At 40.4% G+C, this 22,199-nt stretch carries 20 protein-coding genes, 1 pseudogene and 1 other annotated feature (1 of these 22 cut by a window edge); of the genes and pseudogenes, 15 read left to right on the forward strand and 6 right to left on the reverse strand.

Annotated features, from left to right (window positions below; translation table 11 throughout):
* Positions 1 to 382: 382 nt before the first annotated feature.
* Positions 383 to 583: pseudogene (locus EL241_RS13910) on the reverse strand (CatB-related O-acetyltransferase); the annotation flags it as partial.
* Between the two features lie 434 nt (positions 584 to 1,017).
* A complete protein-coding gene (locus EL241_RS05090; protein WP_126320398.1) occupies positions 1,018 to 2,865 on the reverse strand; it encodes a CDP-glycerol glycerophosphotransferase family protein in 1,848 nt (615 codons plus the stop codon).
* A gap of 452 nt (positions 2,866 to 3,317) precedes the next feature.
* On the opposite strand from EL241_RS05090, the gene neuB reads away from it, so the two are divergent.
* The 13 genes from neuB to EL241_RS05155 all read left to right on the forward strand — a co-directional run bounded on the left by neuB (position 3,318) and on the right by EL241_RS05155 (position 16,243).
* Positions 3,318 to 4,346 carry an N-acetylneuraminate synthase gene (gene neuB, locus EL241_RS05095; RefSeq protein ID WP_036106902.1) on the forward strand — a complete coding sequence of 343 codons (1,029 nt, stop codon included), beginning with the start codon at positions 3,318 to 3,320 and terminating at the stop codon, positions 4,344 to 4,346.
* Positions 4,343 to 5,494 carry a UDP-N-acetylglucosamine 2-epimerase gene (gene neuC / locus EL241_RS05100; RefSeq protein WP_003758682.1) on the forward strand — a complete coding sequence of 384 codons (1,152 nt, stop codon included), beginning with the start codon at positions 4,343 to 4,345 and terminating at the stop codon, positions 5,492 to 5,494. The genes neuB and neuC overlap by 4 nt, the downstream gene beginning before the upstream one ends.
* The gene (locus EL241_RS05105; RefSeq protein WP_003758683.1) at positions 5,495 to 6,121 is read left to right on the forward strand and encodes an acetyltransferase; all 627 of its coding nucleotides are present in this window, start codon (positions 5,495 to 5,497) and stop codon (positions 6,119 to 6,121) included.
* A gap of 16 nt (positions 6,122 to 6,137) precedes the next feature.
* The gene (locus EL241_RS05110; protein ID WP_036106898.1) at positions 6,138 to 7,388 is read left to right on the forward strand and encodes a cytidylyltransferase domain-containing protein; all 1,251 of its coding nucleotides are present in this window, start codon (positions 6,138 to 6,140) and stop codon (positions 7,386 to 7,388) included.
* Positions 7,385 to 8,713, forward strand: a complete 1,329-nt coding sequence (locus EL241_RS05115) for a hypothetical protein (RefSeq protein WP_040486784.1) — start codon at positions 7,385 to 7,387, stop codon at positions 8,711 to 8,713. The genes EL241_RS05110 and EL241_RS05115 overlap by 4 nt, the downstream gene beginning before the upstream one ends.
* Positions 8,700 to 9,482, forward strand: coding sequence for a hypothetical protein (locus tag EL241_RS05120; RefSeq protein ID WP_003758691.1), 783 nt, complete (start codon positions 8,700 to 8,702; stop codon positions 9,480 to 9,482). The genes EL241_RS05115 and EL241_RS05120 overlap by 14 nt, the downstream gene beginning before the upstream one ends.
* Complete coding sequence (locus EL241_RS05125; protein WP_003758694.1) at positions 9,472 to 9,681, forward strand: phosphopantetheine-binding protein; 210 nt, start codon at positions 9,472 to 9,474, stop codon at positions 9,679 to 9,681. The genes EL241_RS05120 and EL241_RS05125 overlap by 11 nt, the downstream gene beginning before the upstream one ends.
* Positions 9,668 to 11,434 (forward strand): polysaccharide deacetylase family protein, encoded by a 1,767-nt coding sequence (locus EL241_RS05130; protein ID WP_036106893.1) that lies wholly within the window; start codon positions 9,668 to 9,670, stop codon positions 11,432 to 11,434. The genes EL241_RS05125 and EL241_RS05130 overlap by 14 nt, the downstream gene beginning before the upstream one ends.
* Positions 11,427 to 13,025: an HAD-IIIC family phosphatase gene (locus EL241_RS05135; RefSeq protein WP_126320399.1), complete on the forward strand. Its 1,599-nt coding sequence runs from the start codon at positions 11,427 to 11,429 to the stop codon at positions 13,023 to 13,025. The genes EL241_RS05130 and EL241_RS05135 overlap by 8 nt, the downstream gene beginning before the upstream one ends.
* 51 nt (positions 13,026 to 13,076) lie before the next feature.
* Positions 13,077 to 13,215, forward strand: a sequence feature (ribosomal protein L20 leader region).
* A 77-nt stretch (positions 13,216 to 13,292) separates the two neighbouring features.
* The gene (gene infC / locus EL241_RS05140; protein WP_077904819.1) at positions 13,293 to 13,808 is read left to right on the forward strand and encodes a translation initiation factor IF-3; all 516 of its coding nucleotides are present in this window, start codon (positions 13,293 to 13,295) and stop codon (positions 13,806 to 13,808) included.
* A 21-nt stretch (positions 13,809 to 13,829) separates the two neighbouring features.
* On the forward strand, positions 13,830 to 14,030 hold the full coding sequence (gene rpmI / locus EL241_RS05145; RefSeq protein WP_003758702.1) for a 50S ribosomal protein L35: 201 nt from the start codon (positions 13,830 to 13,832) through the stop codon (positions 14,028 to 14,030).
* Positions 14,031 to 14,071: 41 nt separating this feature from the next.
* On the forward strand, positions 14,072 to 14,431 hold the full coding sequence (rplT, locus tag EL241_RS05150; protein WP_003758704.1) for a 50S ribosomal protein L20: 360 nt from the start codon (positions 14,072 to 14,074) through the stop codon (positions 14,429 to 14,431).
* A 195-nt stretch (positions 14,432 to 14,626) separates the two neighbouring features.
* Entirely contained in the window at positions 14,627 to 16,243 is a 1,617-nt protein-coding gene (locus EL241_RS05155; protein WP_126320400.1) for a MucBP domain-containing protein, read from the forward strand.
* 54 nt (positions 16,244 to 16,297) lie between these two features.
* Here the strand turns inward: EL241_RS05155 and EL241_RS05160 are convergent, their stop codons facing one another.
* Complete coding sequence (locus EL241_RS05160; protein WP_126320401.1) at positions 16,298 to 17,719, reverse strand: MFS transporter; 1,422 nt, start codon at positions 17,717 to 17,719, stop codon at positions 16,298 to 16,300.
* 149 nt (positions 17,720 to 17,868) lie between these two features.
* Between EL241_RS05160 and EL241_RS05165 the strand changes: the two genes are divergently transcribed.
* A complete protein-coding gene (locus EL241_RS05165; protein ID WP_036106877.1) occupies positions 17,869 to 19,041 on the forward strand; it encodes an amidohydrolase in 1,173 nt (390 codons plus the stop codon).
* A gap of 31 nt (positions 19,042 to 19,072) precedes the next feature.
* Here EL241_RS05165 and EL241_RS05170 read toward each other — a convergent pair whose 3' ends face one another.
* Positions 19,073 to 19,837: an exodeoxyribonuclease III gene (locus EL241_RS05170; RefSeq protein ID WP_036106875.1), complete on the reverse strand. Its 765-nt coding sequence runs from the start codon at positions 19,835 to 19,837 to the stop codon at positions 19,073 to 19,075.
* Between the two features lie 137 nt (positions 19,838 to 19,974).
* Between EL241_RS05170 and pepT the strand changes: the two genes are divergently transcribed.
* Positions 19,975 to 21,207 carry a peptidase T gene (gene pepT, locus EL241_RS05175; RefSeq protein WP_126320402.1) on the forward strand — a complete coding sequence of 411 codons (1,233 nt, stop codon included), beginning with the start codon at positions 19,975 to 19,977 and terminating at the stop codon, positions 21,205 to 21,207.
* Positions 21,208 to 21,254: 47 nt separating this feature from the next.
* Here pepT and EL241_RS05180 read toward each other — a convergent pair whose 3' ends face one another.
* A complete protein-coding gene (locus EL241_RS05180) occupies positions 21,255 to 22,070 on the reverse strand; it encodes a dihydrodipicolinate synthase family protein (RefSeq protein ID WP_126320403.1) in 816 nt (271 codons plus the stop codon).
* A gap of 17 nt (positions 22,071 to 22,087) precedes the next feature.
* On the reverse strand, positions 22,088 to 22,199 hold the 3' portion of the coding sequence (locus tag EL241_RS05185; protein ID WP_036106869.1) for an ABC transporter ATP-binding protein. 662 nt of this gene lie beyond the right edge of the window; the window shows 112 of its 774 coding nt (coding positions 663–774); the start codon falls outside the window, past its right edge; the stop codon is at positions 22,088 to 22,090.

A 22,199-nucleotide genomic window follows, 5' to 3' on the forward strand; every position in this document is an offset into this window, starting at 1 on the left:
GTATATTTTATTGGAAAGAAAAGGCGATGATTTCCGTGCTGCAAGAATCGAATACTTTGAGAGTATTAATTGAAAAAGGGAAAAAGTCCCGTAGATTACTTATTAATAAGCAATCTACAGGACTTATAAAAGTTTATTCCTTTAATTCTTGTTCTTTTTTCTCAATATGTGTTTTTAATAAAGCCAATTCTTCTTCTGTTTTTATTTTCTTTATAAAATCCTTTATATTACCTTGATCCGCGTTCAATATTTTTTTAGATGTCAAAACTTTAGGCATATAGGTTTCTAATTGATTCAGCGTATTGGCTTGTTGAAGCTTATCTATTAGTTCGTGTGGAGAGTGGTCTCCTTTTAAATTAGGGACATTTAATATATTGTATTTCCACCATTCTGATTTCAACAGCAAGTCAATCGTTTTTTCATCAAAACGGTAGCGTATAACATTTGCCGGAACCCCACCAACAATCGCATAAGGTGGTACATCCTTTGTTACTACTGCATGTGCCGCTATAACTGCGCCATCTCCAATTTTAATTCCTCTTTTAAAAAGCACTCCTTCTCCGACCCAAACATCATTACCAATTTTCAAAGGAATTTCGGTTCTCTTTTCAAGGACTGCAAATTCTTCATTTTGTGAAGAAACAGAAGAAAATGGATGGTGAGAAGTATAACTTATACCAGAAGTAGTAAATCTATCTAAAGGATGTTGAAAGCCCATTACTCGAACATTATTAGCAATAGAAGTGTACCTTCCTATTAAAGTGTTTCTAGGTAATGAGCCTCTAGAATATGAAAAACTACCCATTGAGTAAAGAATATTACTATTCCATATAGAAGTATGCTCTTCCATAGAAAGAGAAGAATCAAAAGTAAGGATATCTCCTAATTTGATTCTAGCGTTATTCTTTTTTTGAAAAGTAATATCATATTTTGAAAAAAGGCTTAATACGGATTCCGTAACAATTACTTTATGATTCTTAATCTTCATTTTTTCGACCTCTCAAGAGTTATTTTGGGTTACCGAGTTACTTTTTGTTGCTTAGCTAGTATTATATTATTAACAATTCTTTTAGACGCAAAGGAATCTTGATATTGAAAGAAGTAATCTCTAAAAGTAGCGACTTTTTTAAATTCAAAATCATTTTCCAAGATAGCTGTAATAAGTTGGGTAGTCGATTGAACTAATTTACCGGGAATAAGTTCTTTATACTCGTAATAAAAACCTCTTTGACTCACATAATTTTCTACATCTGGAGAAAAGAATAGCATTGGCTTATCTAGTAATGAAAACTCAAAGCATACTGAAGAATAGTCAGTAATTAATAAATCACTGATTAGCATTAGGTCATTAATATCTCTATAGTCAGAAACATCATAGAAGAAATCACTAAGTTCATAAGGAATATTTATTTTATTTAGCGTGTTAAAATGAACTTTAAATAAGAAAACATAGTCATTCCCTTGAAGATTTTCATATATTTTTCGTAGATTTAAGTACTCATATGGATAATGCGCAGATTTTCTTCCGCCACCACGAAAAGTAGGAGCAAATAGGATAACTTTTTTATTTTTAATAAAAGGATATCTTTCATGTAGAGCTTCGATTTTTTTTTGTTTTTTTAGATCATCAAAAAACAAATCCGTTCTAGGAATCCCATAGGGTTTTACAAAATCTTTTTCAATGTCTAAACTTTCTGCATAAATGTCTATCAAGTTGGGAGAAGTTACTAATGCTTTTGTGTAGCTTCTATGGTCTTTTGAGTCTATGCTAGGCCCGCCGACAAGTCCTAATCTGCTATAGCCAAACTTCTTAAAGGCTCCTGCAGCATGCCATAATTGCACTAGTTCTGTTTTTTCTTTTAATTCTATTTTTGTAATTAATGGGTAATTTTCTTCTAAAAAAATAAATTCGGAAGTAGCAAAATCATAAGCTAATTTAATAAGTTCTCTGAAAGATTTATTAACAAAATTATTTTCTTTAAATATTTGATGTACATTATTTTGAAGACCTTGTCGAACAAGTTCTTCATATAAGTATTCGAAGTTTCCACCTAATTCTTCTCTGCTATCAGAAGCAAATAAAATTTTATTTGCTTTAACAGGGAAAATTTTAAATAGTCTATATAAATATTTAAATCCTTTATTGATAAACACTTGATATAATCGAGAAGGTCTCTTTGTTTTGTTTTTTATATCTCCATAAAGCAAAGAAGGATTAAGATCTTTTACGCAATTATTGTGGATTACTATTGTAGATTTCTTAGGATCATATTTTAATATGGTATTGTATTCTAACTGCTTAGTTCCTGAAAAATAATATAAAGTTGTATTCATGAAATCGGAAGTATGAGCGAAGAATTTATATGAGTCTTTAAGAGGTTTATAAAAGTCGGTAGTAATACCATTACTATCTGTTACATAAAAATGAAGTAGCATTGAATAATTACCAGATCTAAGGGGTTTTTTCTTATATACTGTATTTAAATTGCATTCTCCTTCAAATAATTCACCATTGTTATTGAATAGAGAAACTAAGAGTATTTCTTCATTTAATTCATTTTGTAGCTTAGCCACTAAATCAATGTTTACTTGTTCGCTTTCTTTAAATTGCAGTTCATCGAACTTTATAGCAAAACTGATTTTAAATTGTCCTTTATTAAATAAAAAATCGACGGTTTCAATAACATTAACAATTTTCCTCACAGGAGGCCTATCTGCAATTTGCTCTTGTGCTATTTTTAATGCTCTAGTCATTTCAGGATTTTTTTCATAAAAAGTTTTATTAAGTATTTTATAGTCTGTTTCTACTGAGTGGAGAGGGTTGCTAACTTTATTTTCTTCTTTTTTGATTTTTTCTAAATGCATAATTTATTGCTCCCTTTTTAATAAATTATTATATTATTTTTTTGAAATATAAATCTACCCACAAGCCCAGTTGTATTGGTATCCTAGACACACAAATAAGTAATTTATATTATTTATTATCTTTTAATCAAAAGAAAAAGTAAAGAATTTTTTAAAAAAACACAAAGCTAATAAAAAAACAGATGACCAGATAATATAAAGAAATCGTAAATTTCAGTTAGGTGTGTAGATATGAATTTTTAAATAAATCAAATGCAAAAATGTTTGTGCCTCTGCGATTTCCCCCTAATATAGTTGACATGGGTTAGATGTTTATTTCGCCAGCAACCCCCCGCCACATTAATTTCCCGTTAACCCTTCGTAAATCCCCGTTAAGTCTTTGTAAATCCACCCAATTCAGCATTTCTGAGTGCTATAATCACCTTATCAAAGAGAGAAAAGGAAGTGTCCTCATGACGTATATTATTGCAGAGATCGGATGTAACCATAATGGTGATGTGAATTTAGCGAAGCAAATGATTGATGAGGCTGCTAAATGCGGGGTTGATGCTGTTAAATTTCAAACTTTTAAAGCGGATAAATTAATTTCGAAACATGCGCCGAAAGCCAATTATCAAAAAGAAACTACAGGCGAGCAAGAATCACAACTCCAAATGACACGAAAATTAGAGTTGTCCCATGACGACTATTTAGGATTAAAAAATTATGCGGAAGGAAAGGGATTAGCCGTCTTCTCTACACCTTTCGATGATGAGTCGCTTGATTTTCTGATTCAGACCGATATGCCGATCTATAAGATTTCCTCCGGGGATCTTACAAATTTACCATTTTTAGAAAAAATCGGCGGTCTACAGAAAAAAGTAATCCTTTCTACCGGGATGGCGGATCTGGAGGAGATCCACACGGCGATTCAAGTCTTGCAGGAAAATGGAACATCAGATATTGCGCTCCTGCATTGTACAACGGAATATCCAACGGCTTTTCTAGATGTGAATCTACAGGTCTTGCGGACATTTCAAACCCTTTTTCCAGACCTGGAAATCGGTTATTCCGATCATTCCCTTGGCTATGAAGTACCGATCGCCTCTGTTGCCATGGGGGCTCAAGTAATTGAAAAGCATTTTACACTCGATAATGATTTGCCGGGACCAGACCACCGGGCGAGTGCAACGCCGGATATCTTAAAACGTTTAGTAGAAGGGATTCGCCATATCGAATTAGCACTCGGAACTGGCGACAAAAAACCGGTCGCTGCGGAACTAGCAAATCGAGAAGCAGCCCGCAAGTCGATTGTTGCAAAGCGATCCATTCGCAAAGGAGAAATATTCACAGCCGATAATTTGACGGTCAAACGTCCGGGTAATGGTATTTCCCCAATGAAATGGTATGAGATCCTTGGCAAAGAAAGTACTCGTGATTTTGCAGAAGATGATCTGATCGAATTAGAAGCTGCTCCGGAAGTGCAGGTGAATGTCCAGTGAAACGAATTTGTGTAGTAACTGGCTCCAGAGCGGAATACGGTATCCTCCGCAACTTGATCACATTGCTTCATGAAGATCCTGAGATTCGCCTTGAACTGGTCGTGACGGGCACGCATTTAGAAGAAAAGTATGGGAAAACGATTTTGACAATCAAAAAAGATGAGATCCCGATCGTTAAAGAGATTCCAATGGGGCTGCGGGATACCACGAATCAGACGATTACAAGCGGCTTAGCAAAGCTGACCGCGGGGCTAGGCGAAGTGTTTACGGCCAACCATTATGATCTGCTTATTATCTTAGGCGATCGATATGAAATGTTGGCAGCTGCTAATGTGGCTGTGATCTATCAAGTCCCGATCTGTCACCTACATGGCGGGGAATTGACACTTGGTAACTATGATGAGTTTATCCGTCATGCCATCACAAAAATGAGCCACCTGCATTTAGCGTCCACCGATGATCATAGAGACCGTATCATTCAAATGGGCGAACTTCCGCAAATGGTCTATAATATCGGTTCGCTAGGTGTCGAAAACAGCAAGCAAACCTTGCTTTTAACCAAAGCCTCTCTAGAGAATAAACTGGATTGCCGCTTAGAAGATGCTTACTACGTGATCCTTTTCCATCCGGTCACACTAGATAGCAAAGCTAGTGCAAAAGCACAGATCACAGCACTTTTAGAAGCATTGCAAAGCACGGACAAGCAGTGTATCTTCATCGGTTCCAATTCGGATACCGGTTCTGATTATATCCGCGAAGCATGCCTGGCATTTATCGCAGAAGGAGACAGGCATTATTATTTCCCTTCATTAGAAACGCAAAGCTATCATTCCCTCGTTCGTTACTCAGAAGGTTTGATCGGTAACTCTTCCTCCGGCTTGATCGAGGTACCGTCGCTGCAAAGGCCATCGCTTAATATCGGAGATCGGCAGAAAGCACGAACAAGCGGTCCAAGCGTCATCCACTGCGAGTCCACTGCCCCAGCAATTCTGGCAGGTATCAAAAAGCTAGCAGCAGTCACTGTATTTGATAATCCTTATGAAAAACCAAGTTCCAGCTATCTGGCATATCAAATCATCACAGAGAAGCTAGAACAAGGCATCGCCAAACAAAAACCATTTTATGATAGGAAGGAACAGGTGATTTAGATGGAAAAGTTAGCTTTTATTGGTGCAGGTAGCCATTCTGATGCAGTATTACCGGTAGTAGATCTGACAAAGTATGAATTTGTAGGTTATTTTGATGATAAAGATTGGACAGAACGAAACGGTTATCCGATCCTAGGGAAAATTGCAGAAGCAGCCGCTTTCCTTGAAACAGGAGAAATTGATGCGATTTTTATTACAATTGGTGATAATCGCAAGCGCCAAGAAGTTTTTCATACATTAAAGTCAAAATACTATGACAAATTCATCAATATCATTAGTAAAAGTGCGCACTTATTTACAGAAGATAGTGTAGCTGGCAAAGGTATCTTCATTGGATACAGCGCATTTATCGGTTCTAAAGTGAAAATTCATGATAATACCATCGTTAACACAGGCGCAGTGGTGGAACATCATACAACGGTAGCGAGTCATTGCAATATTTCGCCAAATGCAACGATCAATGGATTCTCCGTTATCGAAACAGGTTCCTATATCGGCAGCGGCAGTGTCGTGATCCAATTGATGAAGGTCGCTTCTTGGTCGATCATCGGTGCGGGAGCGGTTGTTGTAAAGCCAATCGAACAATCAGGCACTTATGTCGGAACACCAGCGAGAAAAGTGAAATAGCATTTGAGGTGAAGAAATGAAAAAAATATGTCTGATACCAGCAAGGTCTGGTTCCAAAGGACTTAGAGATAAAAACATGTTGTTTTTAGCGGGAAAACCGCTTATTTTTCATACGATCGAGGCGGCGCTTCAATCGGGCGCATTTTCTCCGGAAGATATTTACGTTTCTACGGATTCCGAAGCATACGCCGCTATCATTCGTCAAACTGGCGTGACTGTTTTACTGCGTGAACCGGAACTAGCACGTGATCAGACGACTAGTGCGGAAGTAGTACTTGATTTTCTCCAACAGTTTTCAGAGAATACCTTATTCGCACTTTTGCAGCCGACTTCTCCGCTCCGTACTGCAGAACAGGTGCAAGCGGCGATAGAGCAATTTGAAAAAACAGGGGCACGCCATTTGGTCAGTGTTAGTAAAGCGGATAAAAGTCCCGCGCTCTATACAACAATGACAGCAGATGGAAAGCTGCCGGATATTGCCGGTGTGGATCAAAACTACCGCCGGCAAAACAGGGCTGACTATTATTATCCTAACGGTGCGATCTATCTTTCCACCAAGGAAGCTTATCTAGCAGATAAAAGTTTCTTTACTACAGAAACGTGCGGCTTTGAAATGGAAAAGGAAACGTCCATTGATGTAGACGATAAAGCCGATTTCTATCAAGCGGTCGGTGCTCGCTACTTTGACTATCAAGCGCGTGAACAGGCAAATCAAGCCTTATACGAAAATCGATTTTCGACATGGAAAGCTAAACAGCTGAAACCAAATTGGTTTCTGGCAGATTCACGAGGAGAACTACTTGAACTGCCAGAAGGTTTTTCCAATTTGGCAATGGGTGGAATCACCGCTGCCACTGTTGCTGCGAATTTGCCGCAATTGATTGGTCAGCAAATCCCGGAGATGGCTGTTGTCGCACTAGGTGTCAATGATCTGATCACGGATTACACTCCCGCAGAAACGGCCCAGCACTTAGAAATGATCCTAAAGCACCTGCAGCAAGTGGGCTGTGAAGTCATACTGGTCAAAATTGTGTACACCTTATATGTTGCTTCTGTTTCCAATCAGCAGATCGCCGAAGTAAATGAGCGCATCGACTATTTAGGCGAAAAATGGAATTGTGAAGTGATAGATCCAAATAGCCAGCTGGCAGCTGACAAACAATTACTGTACAGCTATACGACAGACGGCCTGCATTTTTCAGCAGCGGGAAATACGATCTTAGAAAATTTTTATCAGACGACATGGACAAGGAGGCTGGTCCAATGAACCGTGCAGAAGCGATCGAAACGATCCGCAGACTAGAAACAAAACATCAGCTATATGCGATTAAGCGCGAGGACTTCTCTGTCTATCAACTGATCGCCGTGCCAACGACTATGAATTTGATCACTGACCAAAGTATCCGTACCAGCGAAGGGCGAATCGGGCGGATCATCAGACGCTATAAAACCTCCGCCACCATTCCGCAAAGCAAACAAAAGTCGCTTCGGATCGTGCGACCTGGTGAGAAAGCAGTGGTCTTTATGCTTCGCGGCAGATATACGGAAGATGGCTGCGATAATCTGCTTGATGAGTATTATCGCTACTATGAAAATGCCGGCTACCGCTGCATTCCGATTGACCGCTACTTAGATGGGAAAAATGCTCCCAATCGCTACGAGGCTTCATTTTCAACGGATGATTTTAAAATTTATAGCAAACAATTTGTTGGCAGCGATATTGTTACATGGACACCTGAAGAGTTGGCGGCATTAAATGCCTTTGAAGCAGATCTATTAGCAAACGGCTATACAGGGATGCCAATCGTGAAATTATTGACTATGAAATTACGAGATTACTACATTGATAAATTGAATTATAAATTATTTTTCCAAATGAACCATGTTGAAAAAGTATTCCTTTCACTAGGCTATGCCCACCAAGGTATGATCCACGCAGCCAAAGAACTGGGGATCACAACGGTCGAAGTCCAATATGCCAATATTTCCGAACTACATCCTGGTTTCGCTTTTTCCGCACCGAGCGTCGTGACCGCAGATTACTTAGTCGCTTGGGGCCCAGTATTCGGAGAACGGCTACATTTCAATCCTTCCAAGGTGCTTTACCGCTGTCCTGCTTTCTTAGAAGATCAGTCTATTACGAAAAAAGATCAGATTCTAGTCGTGGTCCAAAAGCTGGAATACAAGGATTTTGAAGCGCTGATCGAGCCACTCTCCAAACACAATCCATATCCGATCATTTTCAGAATGCCGCTAGGGGTGAACTTTGAAAGAAGTTTTATCCAAAAACTCAAACAATATCGCGTTCAAGTAGAGTATAGTGATGATGTGAAAAGCACATTTGAACGGATCCAAGAGAGTAAATGGGTCATCAGTGGCTATTCCACGGCGTTGATCGAGAGCATGAGCCAGAATTCCGTTTCGATCAGCTATCAAGAAGTGACAAATAGTGAAGAATTCCAGAAATATATCTACACCGGTTTTATGCACGAACTAACCGATATGCAGATCAGTCAATATGATTTACTGAAACAAGCGGATCATATTTTTCAAAAAAAAGCAGTAGGAGAGGTTTTAGATGAAATTAGCTGATAATGTTGTCTTTTTTATCGATGAAACACATTTTACTGCCTTAGAGGAGGAAAATATTTCTTTCCAAAAAGACATCGTGTTGCTCGATTTTAAACTATTGGATCATAAAAATCAGAAACAATATTATATTACGTACTTTCCGAATATCAATGCCGAGAATTTCATGATCGATATCGAAGGCGAGCCAGTAAAAGAGCTGCCGCCTCAACTCGAGATTTATAAACCACAAGTATTCAACCGGATCTATGAGCCAGTAAAACGGATCGTTCAGATTCCCTATATCCAAATGGAAATGCCGCTGATCCGCATTAATGGCAAAACGGTCCATTTCAACCGTGAGGATACAGAGCGTTATGTGCGCACTGTTTCTCTGTATAAAAAGAAAGTCCATTTTCCACTCAGCAAACAGACTTTTGCCTATAACGAAGGCAATGATCTGGAAGTCATTAATATCTGCCAAGGAACGACGCAAAAATATTCGATCAACGAAGAGAGCCGTTTCGGTTCGATCTGCGTAGGCGATTTCTTCCTCGACAAAGTTCGTGTCCGCAGCAAGAAACGTCAGCAATTGGAATATTTGATTGTCAAGGGCATGATTGAATTATACTATCGGCTAAGAATCTACAAAATCAAATCAAAAATCGACCGTGTCAAATTCACTGACGACGTGACCAGCCGAATGACCAGCAACAATCCAGTGATCTTAAAAGAAGAATTGGATAAGTTTATGAATGAATTAGTAATGGAGGAACATAAATATGCAAATTAAAGCCTTTCTGGAAGATAATTTTGATGTAACGATCGATTCCATGGAAACACATTTGCTGGAAGTACCGCGGTTTGATTCATTGAGCTTGATCGAATTGATGGCATTACTCGAGCAACACGGCGCGACGATTTCGTTAGATGATGTGATGGCAGCAGAAAATCTTCAGGTATTGGAAACGAAGATCAATGCCTCACTTTAGAAGAGCACGTTACCGTGATATTCCAGCGATTCAACAGTTTATTCACAGTCATTACCAAGCCAATCACATTTTAAGCAAGAGCAAAGCCCTGTTCGTATTTGAATATTTTTCCGGCACCAATACACTTGACCAGAAACAACCCATCAATATGTTTGTGCTAGAAGAAGCAGCCGAAATTGTCGCTATTTTAGGTTTCTATTCTGACAAAACGGAATACTTCCTCTCCCTGTGGAGCGCCAAACAAGGCTCGGTTTACGGGCTTTTGCTACTGAAAGAAGTCGAAAAAACATTGACAGACAAGCCATTACGTATTATCGGTCTATCTAAACAGGCCGAGCAGCTATATAGTCGCTTAGGTTATCAAGTGGAGACACTTGCCTATCAGTATTCGGAAAAAAGACCACTGAAAGCGCCTATCTCTGGAACTATTTTGACAGCCGAAGAATTGGAAAGTAAACAACTTCCGGGCATTATGGAAGAGCAGCGCTATCAAAAACGGTTTTTCCAAAATCCATTTACTACCTATTATTTCTATTACACGCCATCAGGTCTTGTATACGTTTATAAAAAATACCAGACAGAAACGAATGATTTCTTATTGATCTGCGATATTATCGGAGACCTTTCCTTATTTTCAGAAACGGATCTGCAGGAAATCATGGAAATCGAGCAATTTCCTTACGCGACCGTCTATACCAATCAAGCATTGGTGGGATTAAAGTCAGTGCAAGAAAATAAACAGCTTTTCCCCATCTATACGGCTCCATACTTAGGCGAAAATGCTACTTTAAAATATGCGTATCAAGGCGATAAACCAGTCATCTTCCAGTTGCGATCCGATCAGGGAAGGCCAAATCGCTTAACGCAGCGGTATGCACTGGTGAATAATTTTATGTACCACTATATCCGTTCAGAAGAAACTGTCCAAACAGTAAACAACTATTTGCCAAAAACTATTTTTGAAAAGCAGATTGACTACCTAACAGAACACTATGCGCCACTGGATATGGCTACACTGGAAAAAGGCGAGTTTGACGAGCGACAAGAATACTTCATGGTATCGTTTGATGACGGCTATAAAGAGCATTTATACAGTGCAGCAAGCTACCTCGAAGAAAAAGGTATCGAAGGACAGTTTTTCCTGCCCGCTAGAGAAACAGCGGACTTGCTTCAAGTGAACAAGATCCATCAGATCCTGAACTACTACCGGCCTTCTGCGATCTTAACTGCTATTCAATCGGAGGAACCACAGTTTGAAGAAAAATACGCAAGCTACAGCCAAGTTGCTTCACTTGATAAACCTGAGATCATTTTTATCAAACGTTATTTCCAAAAAGAATCGCTGGCGAAAGCCTTGATCGAAACGTTATTTGAACAGATCCCAGCCGCCAATTATCAAGATTATTATCTAACTCAAGCGGAGGAAATGCAGCTGGCAACGAAACATCTCATTGGCAACCATACGTGCAAACATACGCATCTTCCAGATAAATCGCCAGCGGAGATCGAAGCAGATATCGTCCAATATGAGAAGCAACTAGGTCATTTGATGAAGCGTAAAACAGTGGCATATCCATTCGGAAGTCAAAACGAGGAAGTACGCGCATGCTACCAAAAGGCTGGCTATCGTTTCGGCTGGGGAACGAGATCTGCTTATAGCATCGTTCCAGAAGGCGGCGCTTTAAACTTGAATCGCTATGATTGTAATGAATTGAACGCCTATGTAAACGAAGGAGTGGAAGCGCATGTATAAAGAAGACTATTTTCAAATGATCCGTAAGACAGCAAAAGTTGAAAAAAACAAGGATGCAGAATCCATCCATTTATTTATGGCGATGGGTCAGACAGCCAATAATCACTTGGTAAAAGCAATGGAATATGAACTGGCTGACACACCGATCGAGATCACAAGTGGCGATTTTAACCGTTACTGGGAAGAATTATTACTCGAAGATAAACAGGCGGATGCGATCCACATTCACGAAAGTAGTTTCCAGCTTTACCTCGCAGAAGATTTTGAAGCTGCAGTATGGCAATACGTGAAGCAAGTGGAACAGATCTGCGCGAAGTATCCGGACACATTATTGATCATCAATACGCTGGAATATCTACCTTTCCGGCCAACTGGAAACTTAGAAGCTGTAGATGAACAAGGCTTAGTGACGATCATTCGAGAAGCGAACACACGCTTATTCGCCTTAGCTGACAACCACATTAAGATCAATGACACCAATTACATCGCGAACTTCGTCGGCCTGAAGCATTATTTCGATACCACAATGCTGTACCATTTCAGTTATGGCAGCAGTTTAGAAGGACAGTATTACTGCGCGCAAAGCCTGCGAAACATTCTGAAAGCTTGGCTTGGTAAAGCGAAAAAAGGCATTATCAGCGATCTGGATAATACCTACTGGCCAGGTATCATCGGCGATAAAGGCGCAGAAATGATCCAAGCCAATCTGCAGGAGCGCAAGAACAGTAATCACCGAATCTATCAAAAACACCTTAAAAAATTAGAAGCAGCCGGAATATTCATGGCAGCAGCCTCCAAAAATGACGCAAGTATTTCCACTGAAGCGAAAAAACTCGCCGATTTTGACTGGCTTTTCTCCCTGAAACAATTGAATTGGTTGCCAAAAAGTGATAATTTGCAAGCAATCGCAAAAAAATGGAATATCAACCCCCGTGACACCATTTTTATTGATGACAATCAGCGGGAACTAGCAGAAATCAAGGCAACGCTTGGAGAAGAGCAGCCAACGCTCCATTATAACAATCAACTGGATCTATTCTATGAACTCGAATGGCGAGGCTATTTTGAAAAAATCAGCCTGACCGAGACGGATAAAGCTCGCAATAACAATTTCAAAAAAATCGAAGCAGAACTTGCTAGCAGCACGGATTTAACTAGCTTTCTGCAGTCGTTGCAAATTGAATTGACCTACGAAGCATTCACAGAAGCAAACGAAGCCCGGGTCATCCAACTACTCAACAAAACCAATCAATTCAACAACAACAAAACGATTTTTACATTGTCTAAACTGAAAGCATTAGAAGCAGAAGGTAAAAAAATCACAGCAGTAAGCTATCGGGATCGCTTGGGGGAAGAAGGGATCATCTCTGTCGTGATCCACGATGAAACACCTCGCATCCATTATTGGGTCATGAGCTGTCGCGTATTTAAGCGGGGAGTAGAAGAAGCTATCAGCAAGCACATCGGTATGGGAAATAAAATTCAGATCGACTATCGTAAAACAGACAAGAACCATTATTTCCAAGATTTTCTGCAAAGCGAACTAGGGAAAAAATACCTTACCGGTTCTCTGCTAACAACTAGTCATTAAAGAGTTGTTGACAGGCAAGCATGCATGTGATATAGTAATAAAGGTTATCATACAAGAAAGAAGAAGCAACCCGCTTCTCGCCTCGTTAACGGAACGTTTTCAGGCAAACATTTCAAACACTATATCACGTTCGTCGTGATTTTGGATGTGCGGGCCTTGCTTTCTAGCATGCCCGTTTTTTAATGGTCTGAAATGTTCAGGCTAGCGAGATCTAAAGCAGGCAATTTTCTCGCTTGTTGGACCAGAAATATTTGGAGGTGGCTTATTATTAGCAAAGACATGTTGGTAAACGATGGGATTCGCGCACGTGAGGTACGATTGATTGACCAAGAAGGCGAACAATTAGGTGTGAAAAGCAAAGTCGAAGCACTCGGTATCGCTGAAAAAGCCAATCTAGACTTAGTACTTGTTGCTCCGAATGCGAAACCACCAGTAGCTCGTATTATGGACTACGGTAAATTCCGTTTTGAACAACAAAAGAAAGACAAAGAAGCCCGGAAAAACCAAAAAGTCATCGTTATGAAAGAAGTTCGCTTAAGCCCAACTATCGATGAACATGACTTTAATACAAAATTACGTAATGCCCGCAAGTTCCTTGAAAAAGGCGATAAAGTGAAATGTTCGATTCGCTTCAAAGGACGTGCGATTACGCATAAAGAAATTGGTCAAAAGGTGCTTGACCGTTTTGCAACTGAATGTACAGATCTAAGTACTGTGGAGCAAAAAGCAAAAATGGACGGACGTTCAATGTTCTTAGTCCTAGCGCCACTTCAAGAAAAGTAAAGTTTTAAGGAGGAAATATTCATGCCAAAAATGAAAACCCACCGTGGGACTGCAAAACGCTTAAAAAGAACAGGTACTGGTAAATTAAAACGCAGACATGGTTTCACTAGCCATATGTTCGCAAACAAATCACAAAAACAAAAACGCAAATTGCGTAAAGCAGCAATGGTATCAGCTGGCGATTTCAAACGTATTCGTCAAATGGTCGCAAAAATGAAATAATCAATTCAACTAATTTATGTAAAATCTAGGAGGTAGACAATATGCCACGCGTAAAAGGCGGAACAGTAACACGCAAACGTCGTAAAAAGGTCATTAAACTAGCCAAAGGATATTATGGCGCTAAACATACATTATTTAAAGTAGCAAACCAAGCGGTAATGAAATCTTACCAATATGCTTACAGAGATCGTCGTCAAAAGAAACGTGATTTCCGTAAATTATGGATCACACGTATCAATGCGGCAGCTCGCTTGCATGAACTATCTTACAGCAAATTGATGCACGGACTTAAACTTGCTGGTATCGATATCAACCGTAAAATGCTTGCTGACTTAGCAGTAAATGATACAGCAGCATTCGGCGCTTTAGCAGACCAAGCTAAAAATGCATTAAATAAATAAGCATGAAGTAAACAGTTCAGCAAATGCTGAGCTGTTTTTTGTGTATAAAAAACAGCTAAATATGTCAAAAATGTTACGATATATATGATAAAATTAGAATTCTGCCAAAAACCAATTGTTTAATGTGAAAAAATTAACTATCATTAAATTAACAAACAATAGATGTTGCTTATAATTGGAAATGGAGGATCATAAATGAAAAAACTTGCTTTTCTTGTAATAACGGCAATGATAGCAGTAAGTACATTTGTCGTTAAACCGATTACCCCAAAAGCAGTTCCACAGACCATTATTGGTAAAGCAACGATTGAACAGCCATATGTGGGGGATACGACCATCAAAGGACAACTTCCAAACTATGCGACACTCCCTTCAGAAGATACACTTCCTTTAAATGGAAAGTGGGACGCAGCAATGATAGCGATTAACGGTAAATTTTACACCAACGGGAATACAACACCAATCAATTCAATGTTTAACTATACAGTCGATGCAGATTTCCGCTATGAATTTCAGCTTCCTAATAATATTGTCCTAAAAGAAGGCGATGTTATCTCGCAATTCATTATTCCCGGAAGTATCGATAATTCAACCAATTATCCACAGCTTTCACAGCACTTTTCTGATCCAGTAACAGTCAAAGCAAGAGCGGAAGGAAAAGTAACTGTCTCTTTCGAGGACGAAGAAGGAACTAAATTGGCAGAAGACGAAACGCAAACAGGAATAGAAGGAACAACCTATCAAACAAAAGCAAAAACAATCGAAGGATATGAACTAAAAGAAGTTATCGGAACAGAAAAAGGCACATATACCGCTTCGACACAAGAGGTACGCTATATTTATACAGCGAAAACAGGCGCACCAGTAACTGTCTCATATGAAGATGAGTCGGGCAAAGAACTAGCAACATCGGAACAACTCACAGGAAAAATCGGAACGACCTATCAAACAGAAGCAAAAAAAATCGAAGGATATGAACTAAAAGAAGTTATCGGAGCAGAAAAAGGCACATATACCGCTTCGACACAAGAGGTACGCTATATTTATACAGCGAAAACAGGCGCGCCAGTGACTGTCTCATACGAAGATGAGTCGGGCAAAGAATTAGCAACATCGGAACAACTCACAGGAAAAATCGGAACAGCCTATCAAACAGAAGCAAAAACGATCGAAGGTTATGAACTAAAAGAAGTTATCGGAGCAGAAAAAGGTACGTATACCGCTTCGACACAAGAGGTACGCTATATTTATACAGCGAAAACAGGCGCGCCAGTGACTGTCTCATACGAAGATGAGTCGGGCAAAGAACTAGCAACATCGGAACAACTCACAGGAAAAATCGGAACAGCCTATCAAACAGAAGCAAAAACGATCGAAGGTTATGAACTAAAAGAGATTCAAGGTAGCGAAACGGGATATTTTACAGAAGTAAACCAACAAGTACGTTTGATCTATGCCAAAACTACAACAGACGAGCAAAAACCTATCATCCCCGACAAACCGAATACAGACAAGCCTGACAAACCGAATACGGACAAGACGGGGGGGAAATCTATTGAACCGAAAAAATGGCTTGATGAAATTACAAATAAGCCTATCATTTCAGACAACGCTAAAAAGCCAGAATTAAAACCAATAGTGGCGACTCAAGCTGCAGCGAAAAAAGCAGCTGACCAAGTGACAGAGAAGAACAACTTACAATTACCAGCAACAGGAGACACTAGCACCATTTTTTATCCGTTGATCGGGTTGCTGATGATAAGTAGCATCTACCTATTCAAACGTAAAAAAAGAACAAAAAAAGAAGCATAAACAAGTGGAACTGACCTGTTAAAGTAGGTCAGTTCCATTCATTTACGCTTCTTTTTAACGCTCGCTGATTTTCTTCGGTAACGCAAACACCAACGCCGTACAGATAAGTAAGAGTGCGATGTTCACTAACATACTCATCTGTAAACTTCCGGAAAACACTTCGTTACGGCTCGTTCCACCAATCGTACTCAATGTACGGAAATAAACTGTCCCAACGATCGCGATCCCAAACGATGTGCCAACTCGTTGTGCGGTGTTAAACAGCCCGCTTGCACCTCCACGTTGCTCCGGTAAAACAGTCGAGAGGGTGAAGCTGTTGATCGGTGCAATAATCAGACCACTGCCGATCCCGCCCAAGAGAAGTGGCAATGTTAGCCACCATGCAGAGAAGACGTCACTATGCAGATAAAATACAAGTGCTGTCCCAGCAAGTCCCAGAATGATAAAGATCAATCCAATAAAGAATAAATTACGTCCTAACTTTTGAACAAAACGATTACTGTTCGCCGCTGCGAACATACTTCCGAAGGCAAATGGACTAAGTGCAAGTCCAGAACTGATCGCTGATTTCCCAAAACCAGTCTGCCAAGTAAGCGAAAGGACAAAGAAAATACTTGTAAAAGCTGCAAAATAAACGAGTGAAAAAATCATTCCTGACAAGAACTTCTTGTTTTTGAGTAGCTTCGGCGAAATGATCGGCTGATTGCCAAGCTTTTCTTGACGCGCGCTCCACCAATAAAGCAGTAGAAAGACCGGCAAGGAAAGCAGCATCACAATAAAATCTAACCAGCTGAAATCATTTGCCCCATGAGCAACCAGCGGATATAACAATAATAATAGCGCCAATGTTATTCCAAAAACGCCGGGGATATCAAACTTCACTTGATGTGGTTGTTTTTTGTCTTTAGGAATATAAATAAAAGCAAGAATCAATGTGATAATAACAATAGGGACATTAACAAAAAATACCCAGCGCCAACCGTCGTCAGCACCAAACGTATTGATCAACAATCCACCGGTAAGCGGACCGATCGCAGTTGCAACACCGATAACAGCCCCTAAAATACCAAATACTTTACCTAACTTCGGTCCTTGATAGAGATCCATGATCGTGGCATTGATCTGCGGGAAGAACAATCCAGCAGCCAGTCCTTGAACAACACGTGAAATAATCAAACTCGTTCCTGACGTTGCGAAACCAGCTGTAATACTCATCAATAAAAATAAAGCAACGCCGATAATGTAAAGCGGCTTTCTTCCAAATTTATCGCCAAGCCGTCCAGCAGTGATCAAGACAAGCCCAAAAGCTAAGGCATATCCGGAAATCACCCATTCGATCGTTTGACTGGATGTTTTTAAAACGCGCCCAATATCCGGTAGGGCGACATTGACGATGGTGGTATCTAATAAGGATAAAAAAGCACCCAGCATGATCGCGATCAATGCCCATTTTTTCCCTGTTTCTTCTTTACTCATTTTTGAATCTCCTTCTTTAGTGATGTAATAGACTTACTTTACCGAAATAAAGGGAAACAGTCAACAAGTAAAACTTGAACTTTGCGACTAACTGGTGGGTTCGTTATAATAGGGATTATGAAGTAAAGTAAACGTGCTGGAGGTATTTTATGTATAAACAAATCCATTCCCGAATTTTAGAAGAAGAGGATGCTTTGATCGCTTTCAGAAGAGAATTGCATCGCCATCCAGAGTTGCAGTGGCAGGAATATCAAACCACAGAGAAAATCGCAGCAACATTAGATGCAATCGGTATCCACTCCCTGAGAACTGAACCCACTGGCATCATCGCAGAAATAATAGGGGGCTCCTCTGGAAAAACGATTGCCTTGCGAGCAGATATGGATGCACTTCCAGTTGAAGAATTAAATAATATCGCCTATAAATCAACAGAAGCCGGAAAAATGCATGCCTGCGGTCACGATGCTCATACTGCTATGTTGCTTACTGCTGCTAAGGTATTATATGAAGCGAAAGATACTTTAGAAGGGAATGTCCGGCTGATTTTCCAACCATCCGAAGAAAACGGGGAGGGCGCAAAAGTCATGATCGAGCAAGGCGCGATGAAAGATGTCGACCAAGTTTTCGGCATCCACATCTGGTCGCCTGCACCAGCAGGAAAAGTCATCTGCCATAAGGGACCTGCATTTGCAGCTGCCGATATTTTGGAAATCATTTTTACAGGGAAAGGTGGCCATGGCGCAATGCCGCATGAAACCGTAGATGCTGCCATTATTGCCTCAGATTTTGTCCAGAACGTCCAAACCATCGTTTCTCGGAAAATCGATCCCTTGGAACCCGCTGTGATCACGATCGGGAAAATGGAAGTAGGCACCCAGTATAATGTTATAGCTGAAAAAGCCGTTTTACAAGGAACTGTACGCTGTTTTGAGCCAAGTCTTCGTGACCAAGTGGAAGAAGCGATCCGTCATTATGCGAACCAAACAGCCGCATTATATGGCGGAACCGCTGAGATCCATTATCGCCGAGGCCCGGCACCAGTTATCAATGATGACGACAGTGCAGCATTTGTACAAGAGGTGATCCGTAAAACATTCGGAGAGGAAACGCTTTTAACGGCAAAACCAACTACTGTTGGAGAAGATTTCAGTTATTATCAGCTTGAGGCAATGGGAAGTTTTGCCTTAGTAGGTACAGGAAATCCTGCTAAAGAAACAACTTTTGCTCACCACCACGGGCGCTTTAATGTCGATGAAGACACATTGAAGATCGGGGCAGAGCTCTATGCGCAAGTAGCAGCACATTTTCTGAACGAGAAATAAAAAAACGAAGCTCATTACCGAGCTTCGTTTTTTATTCTTGGATCGCAATCTCAAGTTCGACCGGACAATGATCGGATCCCAAGACCTCCGCATGGATACGTGCTTCTTGGATCGAATCAGCTAAGCGGCTGGAAACCACGAAATAGTCGATCCGCCAGCCAACGTTCCGTGACCGGGCATTCATCCGATAAGACCACCAAGAATAAGCGTCTTCTTGCTCTGGATACAAATAGCGGAACGTATCGACAAACCCATTATCTAATAATTGCCCAAACATCGCCCGCTCTTGATCAGAAAAGCCAGGATTCTTGCGGTTGGTCTTCGGATTTTTTAAGTCGATCTCTTGATGCGCCACATTCAAGTCACCACAAAAAACGACCGGTTTCTGCTTATCAAGCGCAATAATATGATCGGCGAAAGCTTGCTCCCATTCCGTACGATAGTCTAGTCGTTTCAATTCCGCTTGCGAATTCGGCGTATAGACAGTAACAAAATAAAAAGCTGGAAATTCTAGTGTGATCACACGTCCTTCTTGATTGTGCACATCCTCGGGAAGACCATATTGTACGGAAAGCGGTTCTTCCTTCGTGAAAACCGCCGTTCCCGAATACCCCTTTTTGACAGCATAATTCCAATAATCATGATAGCCTTCCAAACCCTCCAGCTCGATTTGACCTGCTTGTAATTTCGTTTCTTGCACACAAAAAATGTCTGCATCCGCTTCTTTGAAATAGTCGGAGAAGCCTTTTTTGACAGCAGCACGCAATCCATTGACATTCCATGAAATAAAACGCATTTTCCCACCTACTTTACTTTGATAGATTAAATGGTACTATAGTTTGGCCCTTTTTTGAAGAAAAAGAATGCGGAATCGTGGGAATATCCTAAAAAGTTGGCTATAATGAAAGAGAATTACATAGAGGAGTGATTGAAATGAAGCAAGAATTGTTAAAACGATTTACGAAATATGTAAAAATAGATACACAATCAAACGAGGAAAGCACGACTTGTCCAACAACACCCGGTCAACTAGAACTAGCTAAAGTACTCGTTGAAGAATTAAAGGAAATCGGTCTCTCCGAAGTGACGATGGATGCAAATGGCTATGTGATGGCTACTTTACCAGCAAACACCGACAAAACAGTTCCTGTGATAGGCTTCATGGCACACGTTGATACCGCAACCGATCTAACAGGCAAAGGTGTTTCCCCGCAGCTACATGAAAATTATGACGGCGGGGATATCGTTTTGAACCAAGCGCTAGGCGTAGTGCTTTCTCCAGCACAATATCCCAATCTAAAAAATTACAAAGGCCAAACGCTGATCACGACCGATGGAACGACCTTGCTTGGTGCCGACGACAAAGCCGGTATTACCGAAATCGTTGTCGCAATGAACTACTTGCTTGAGCATCCAGAAATCAAACACGGTACGATTCGCGTAGCATTTACGCCAGATGAAGAAATTGGCAGAGGACCGGAGCGTTTCGATGTGGAAGCATTCGGTGCAAAATATGCCTATACAATGGACGGCGGCCCACTAGGAGAATTAGAATACGAAAGCTTCAATGCCGCAGCAGTAAAATTAACTTTCAAAGGAAACAGCGTTCATCCCGGCACTGCCAAAGATAAAATGGTCAATGCGCTAAAAATCGCCATGGAACTGAACGATAAACTGCCTAAAGAAGAAGTTCCGGAAAAAACAGAGGGTTATGAAGGATTTTATCACTTGATTTCGCTCAAAGGAGAAGTAGAACTTGCTAGTTCCTACTATATTATTCGTGACTTTGACCATGCTAACTTTGAAAAGCGAAAAGCGAACATGCTGGCAGAAGTAAAAGCACTGCAAGCAAAGTACGGTGAAACAAACATCAGCGTCGAGATCCGTGATCAATACTATAACATGCGGGAAAAAATCGAGCCTGTAAAAGAAATCGTCGATATTGCCGAACAAGCGCTTAAAAATCTATCGATCGTGCCAATCATTGAACCGATTCGCGGCGGGACAGATGGCGCTCAGCTTTCCTTTAAAGGATTACCAACCCCAAACATCTTTGCAGGTGGAGAGAATTTCCATGGTAAATTTGAATTTGTTTCCTTAGAAAGTATGGAAAAGGCAACCCAAGTCATTATTGAAGTAGCACGTTTATTTGAAGAACAAGCTTAATTTGAAAAAGCTGAAAGGTGAGAGTATTCTCTGCCTTCCAGCTTTTTTTATTTTAAGGGACTTCGGCAGTTCCCTACATCGGAGCCATTCTCTTTGAGAAGCTGTTTTAATTTTGGTAAGGGACTTTCTGCTTTCAAAATAGTATCGACCACGGTAAATAGTTCCTTATTTTGATATTCCTTATGCTGCAGCAACGCAGTAAACCAGCTGAAGATTTCTTGAGGCAAAACGTTTGCACTGATAGAAGAAAGACGATCAAATCCTGCCGCGATTTTTCCTGCCAAATCTGCTTCTCCACCGGCATAAAAAGCAAAAGCATCCGGAGGTAACTGTGATCGGATTTCCGTTACTCGTTTTTTATCGCCAGCTTCTTTCAAACCAATAATCGTTGTATGGCGCTGCACCATATCCAGCAAAGTTGTGCTTTCAAGATGAAAACCTGTCCGTTTAGGATTGTTATACAAAATCACTGGCAGTGGACAAACCGAAATAATGGCATCGGCATAATCTTTGGCCTGCTGCTGAGAGGGAAGGATATAAGGCGGGAATCCTAGCAAAATACCGGACACTTTCGTAGCAGCGACTGCTTCTGCCAAAAGAACAGCTTCTTTTTGACGAATACTCGCCACTCCAAAAAGTACTTCCATTTCCGCTAATAAACCAGATTGTTCCAATGCGTGGAGTATTTGCAGTTTTTCAGCTAATAACAAGCTGTGCTGCTCACCAGTCGAACCGCATACAAGTACGGACTGGACTCCTTGGTTTTGCAAAAAGCGAATATGATGGATCGTTTTTTCGATATCTAATTCCTCGTCTGCGGTAAAGGCAGTAGGAACGGCTACGTGAAAATCAGTTGTAATCATAAAAAATCTCCTTTTCATTAATAGGGATAGACTGCCATTGCTTCGTTGCGCAATGGAACTAGTTGAACAGGCTGTTGGTAAAAAGTACTTAACACCGTTTCATTAAGCAATGACTTCGTTGCTCCTTGT

The sequence above is a fragment of the Listeria grayi genome, from assembly GCF_900638015.1.
In the GTDB taxonomy this organism is placed as follows: Bacteria; Bacillota; Bacilli; order Lactobacillales; family Listeriaceae; genus Listeria; species Listeria grayi.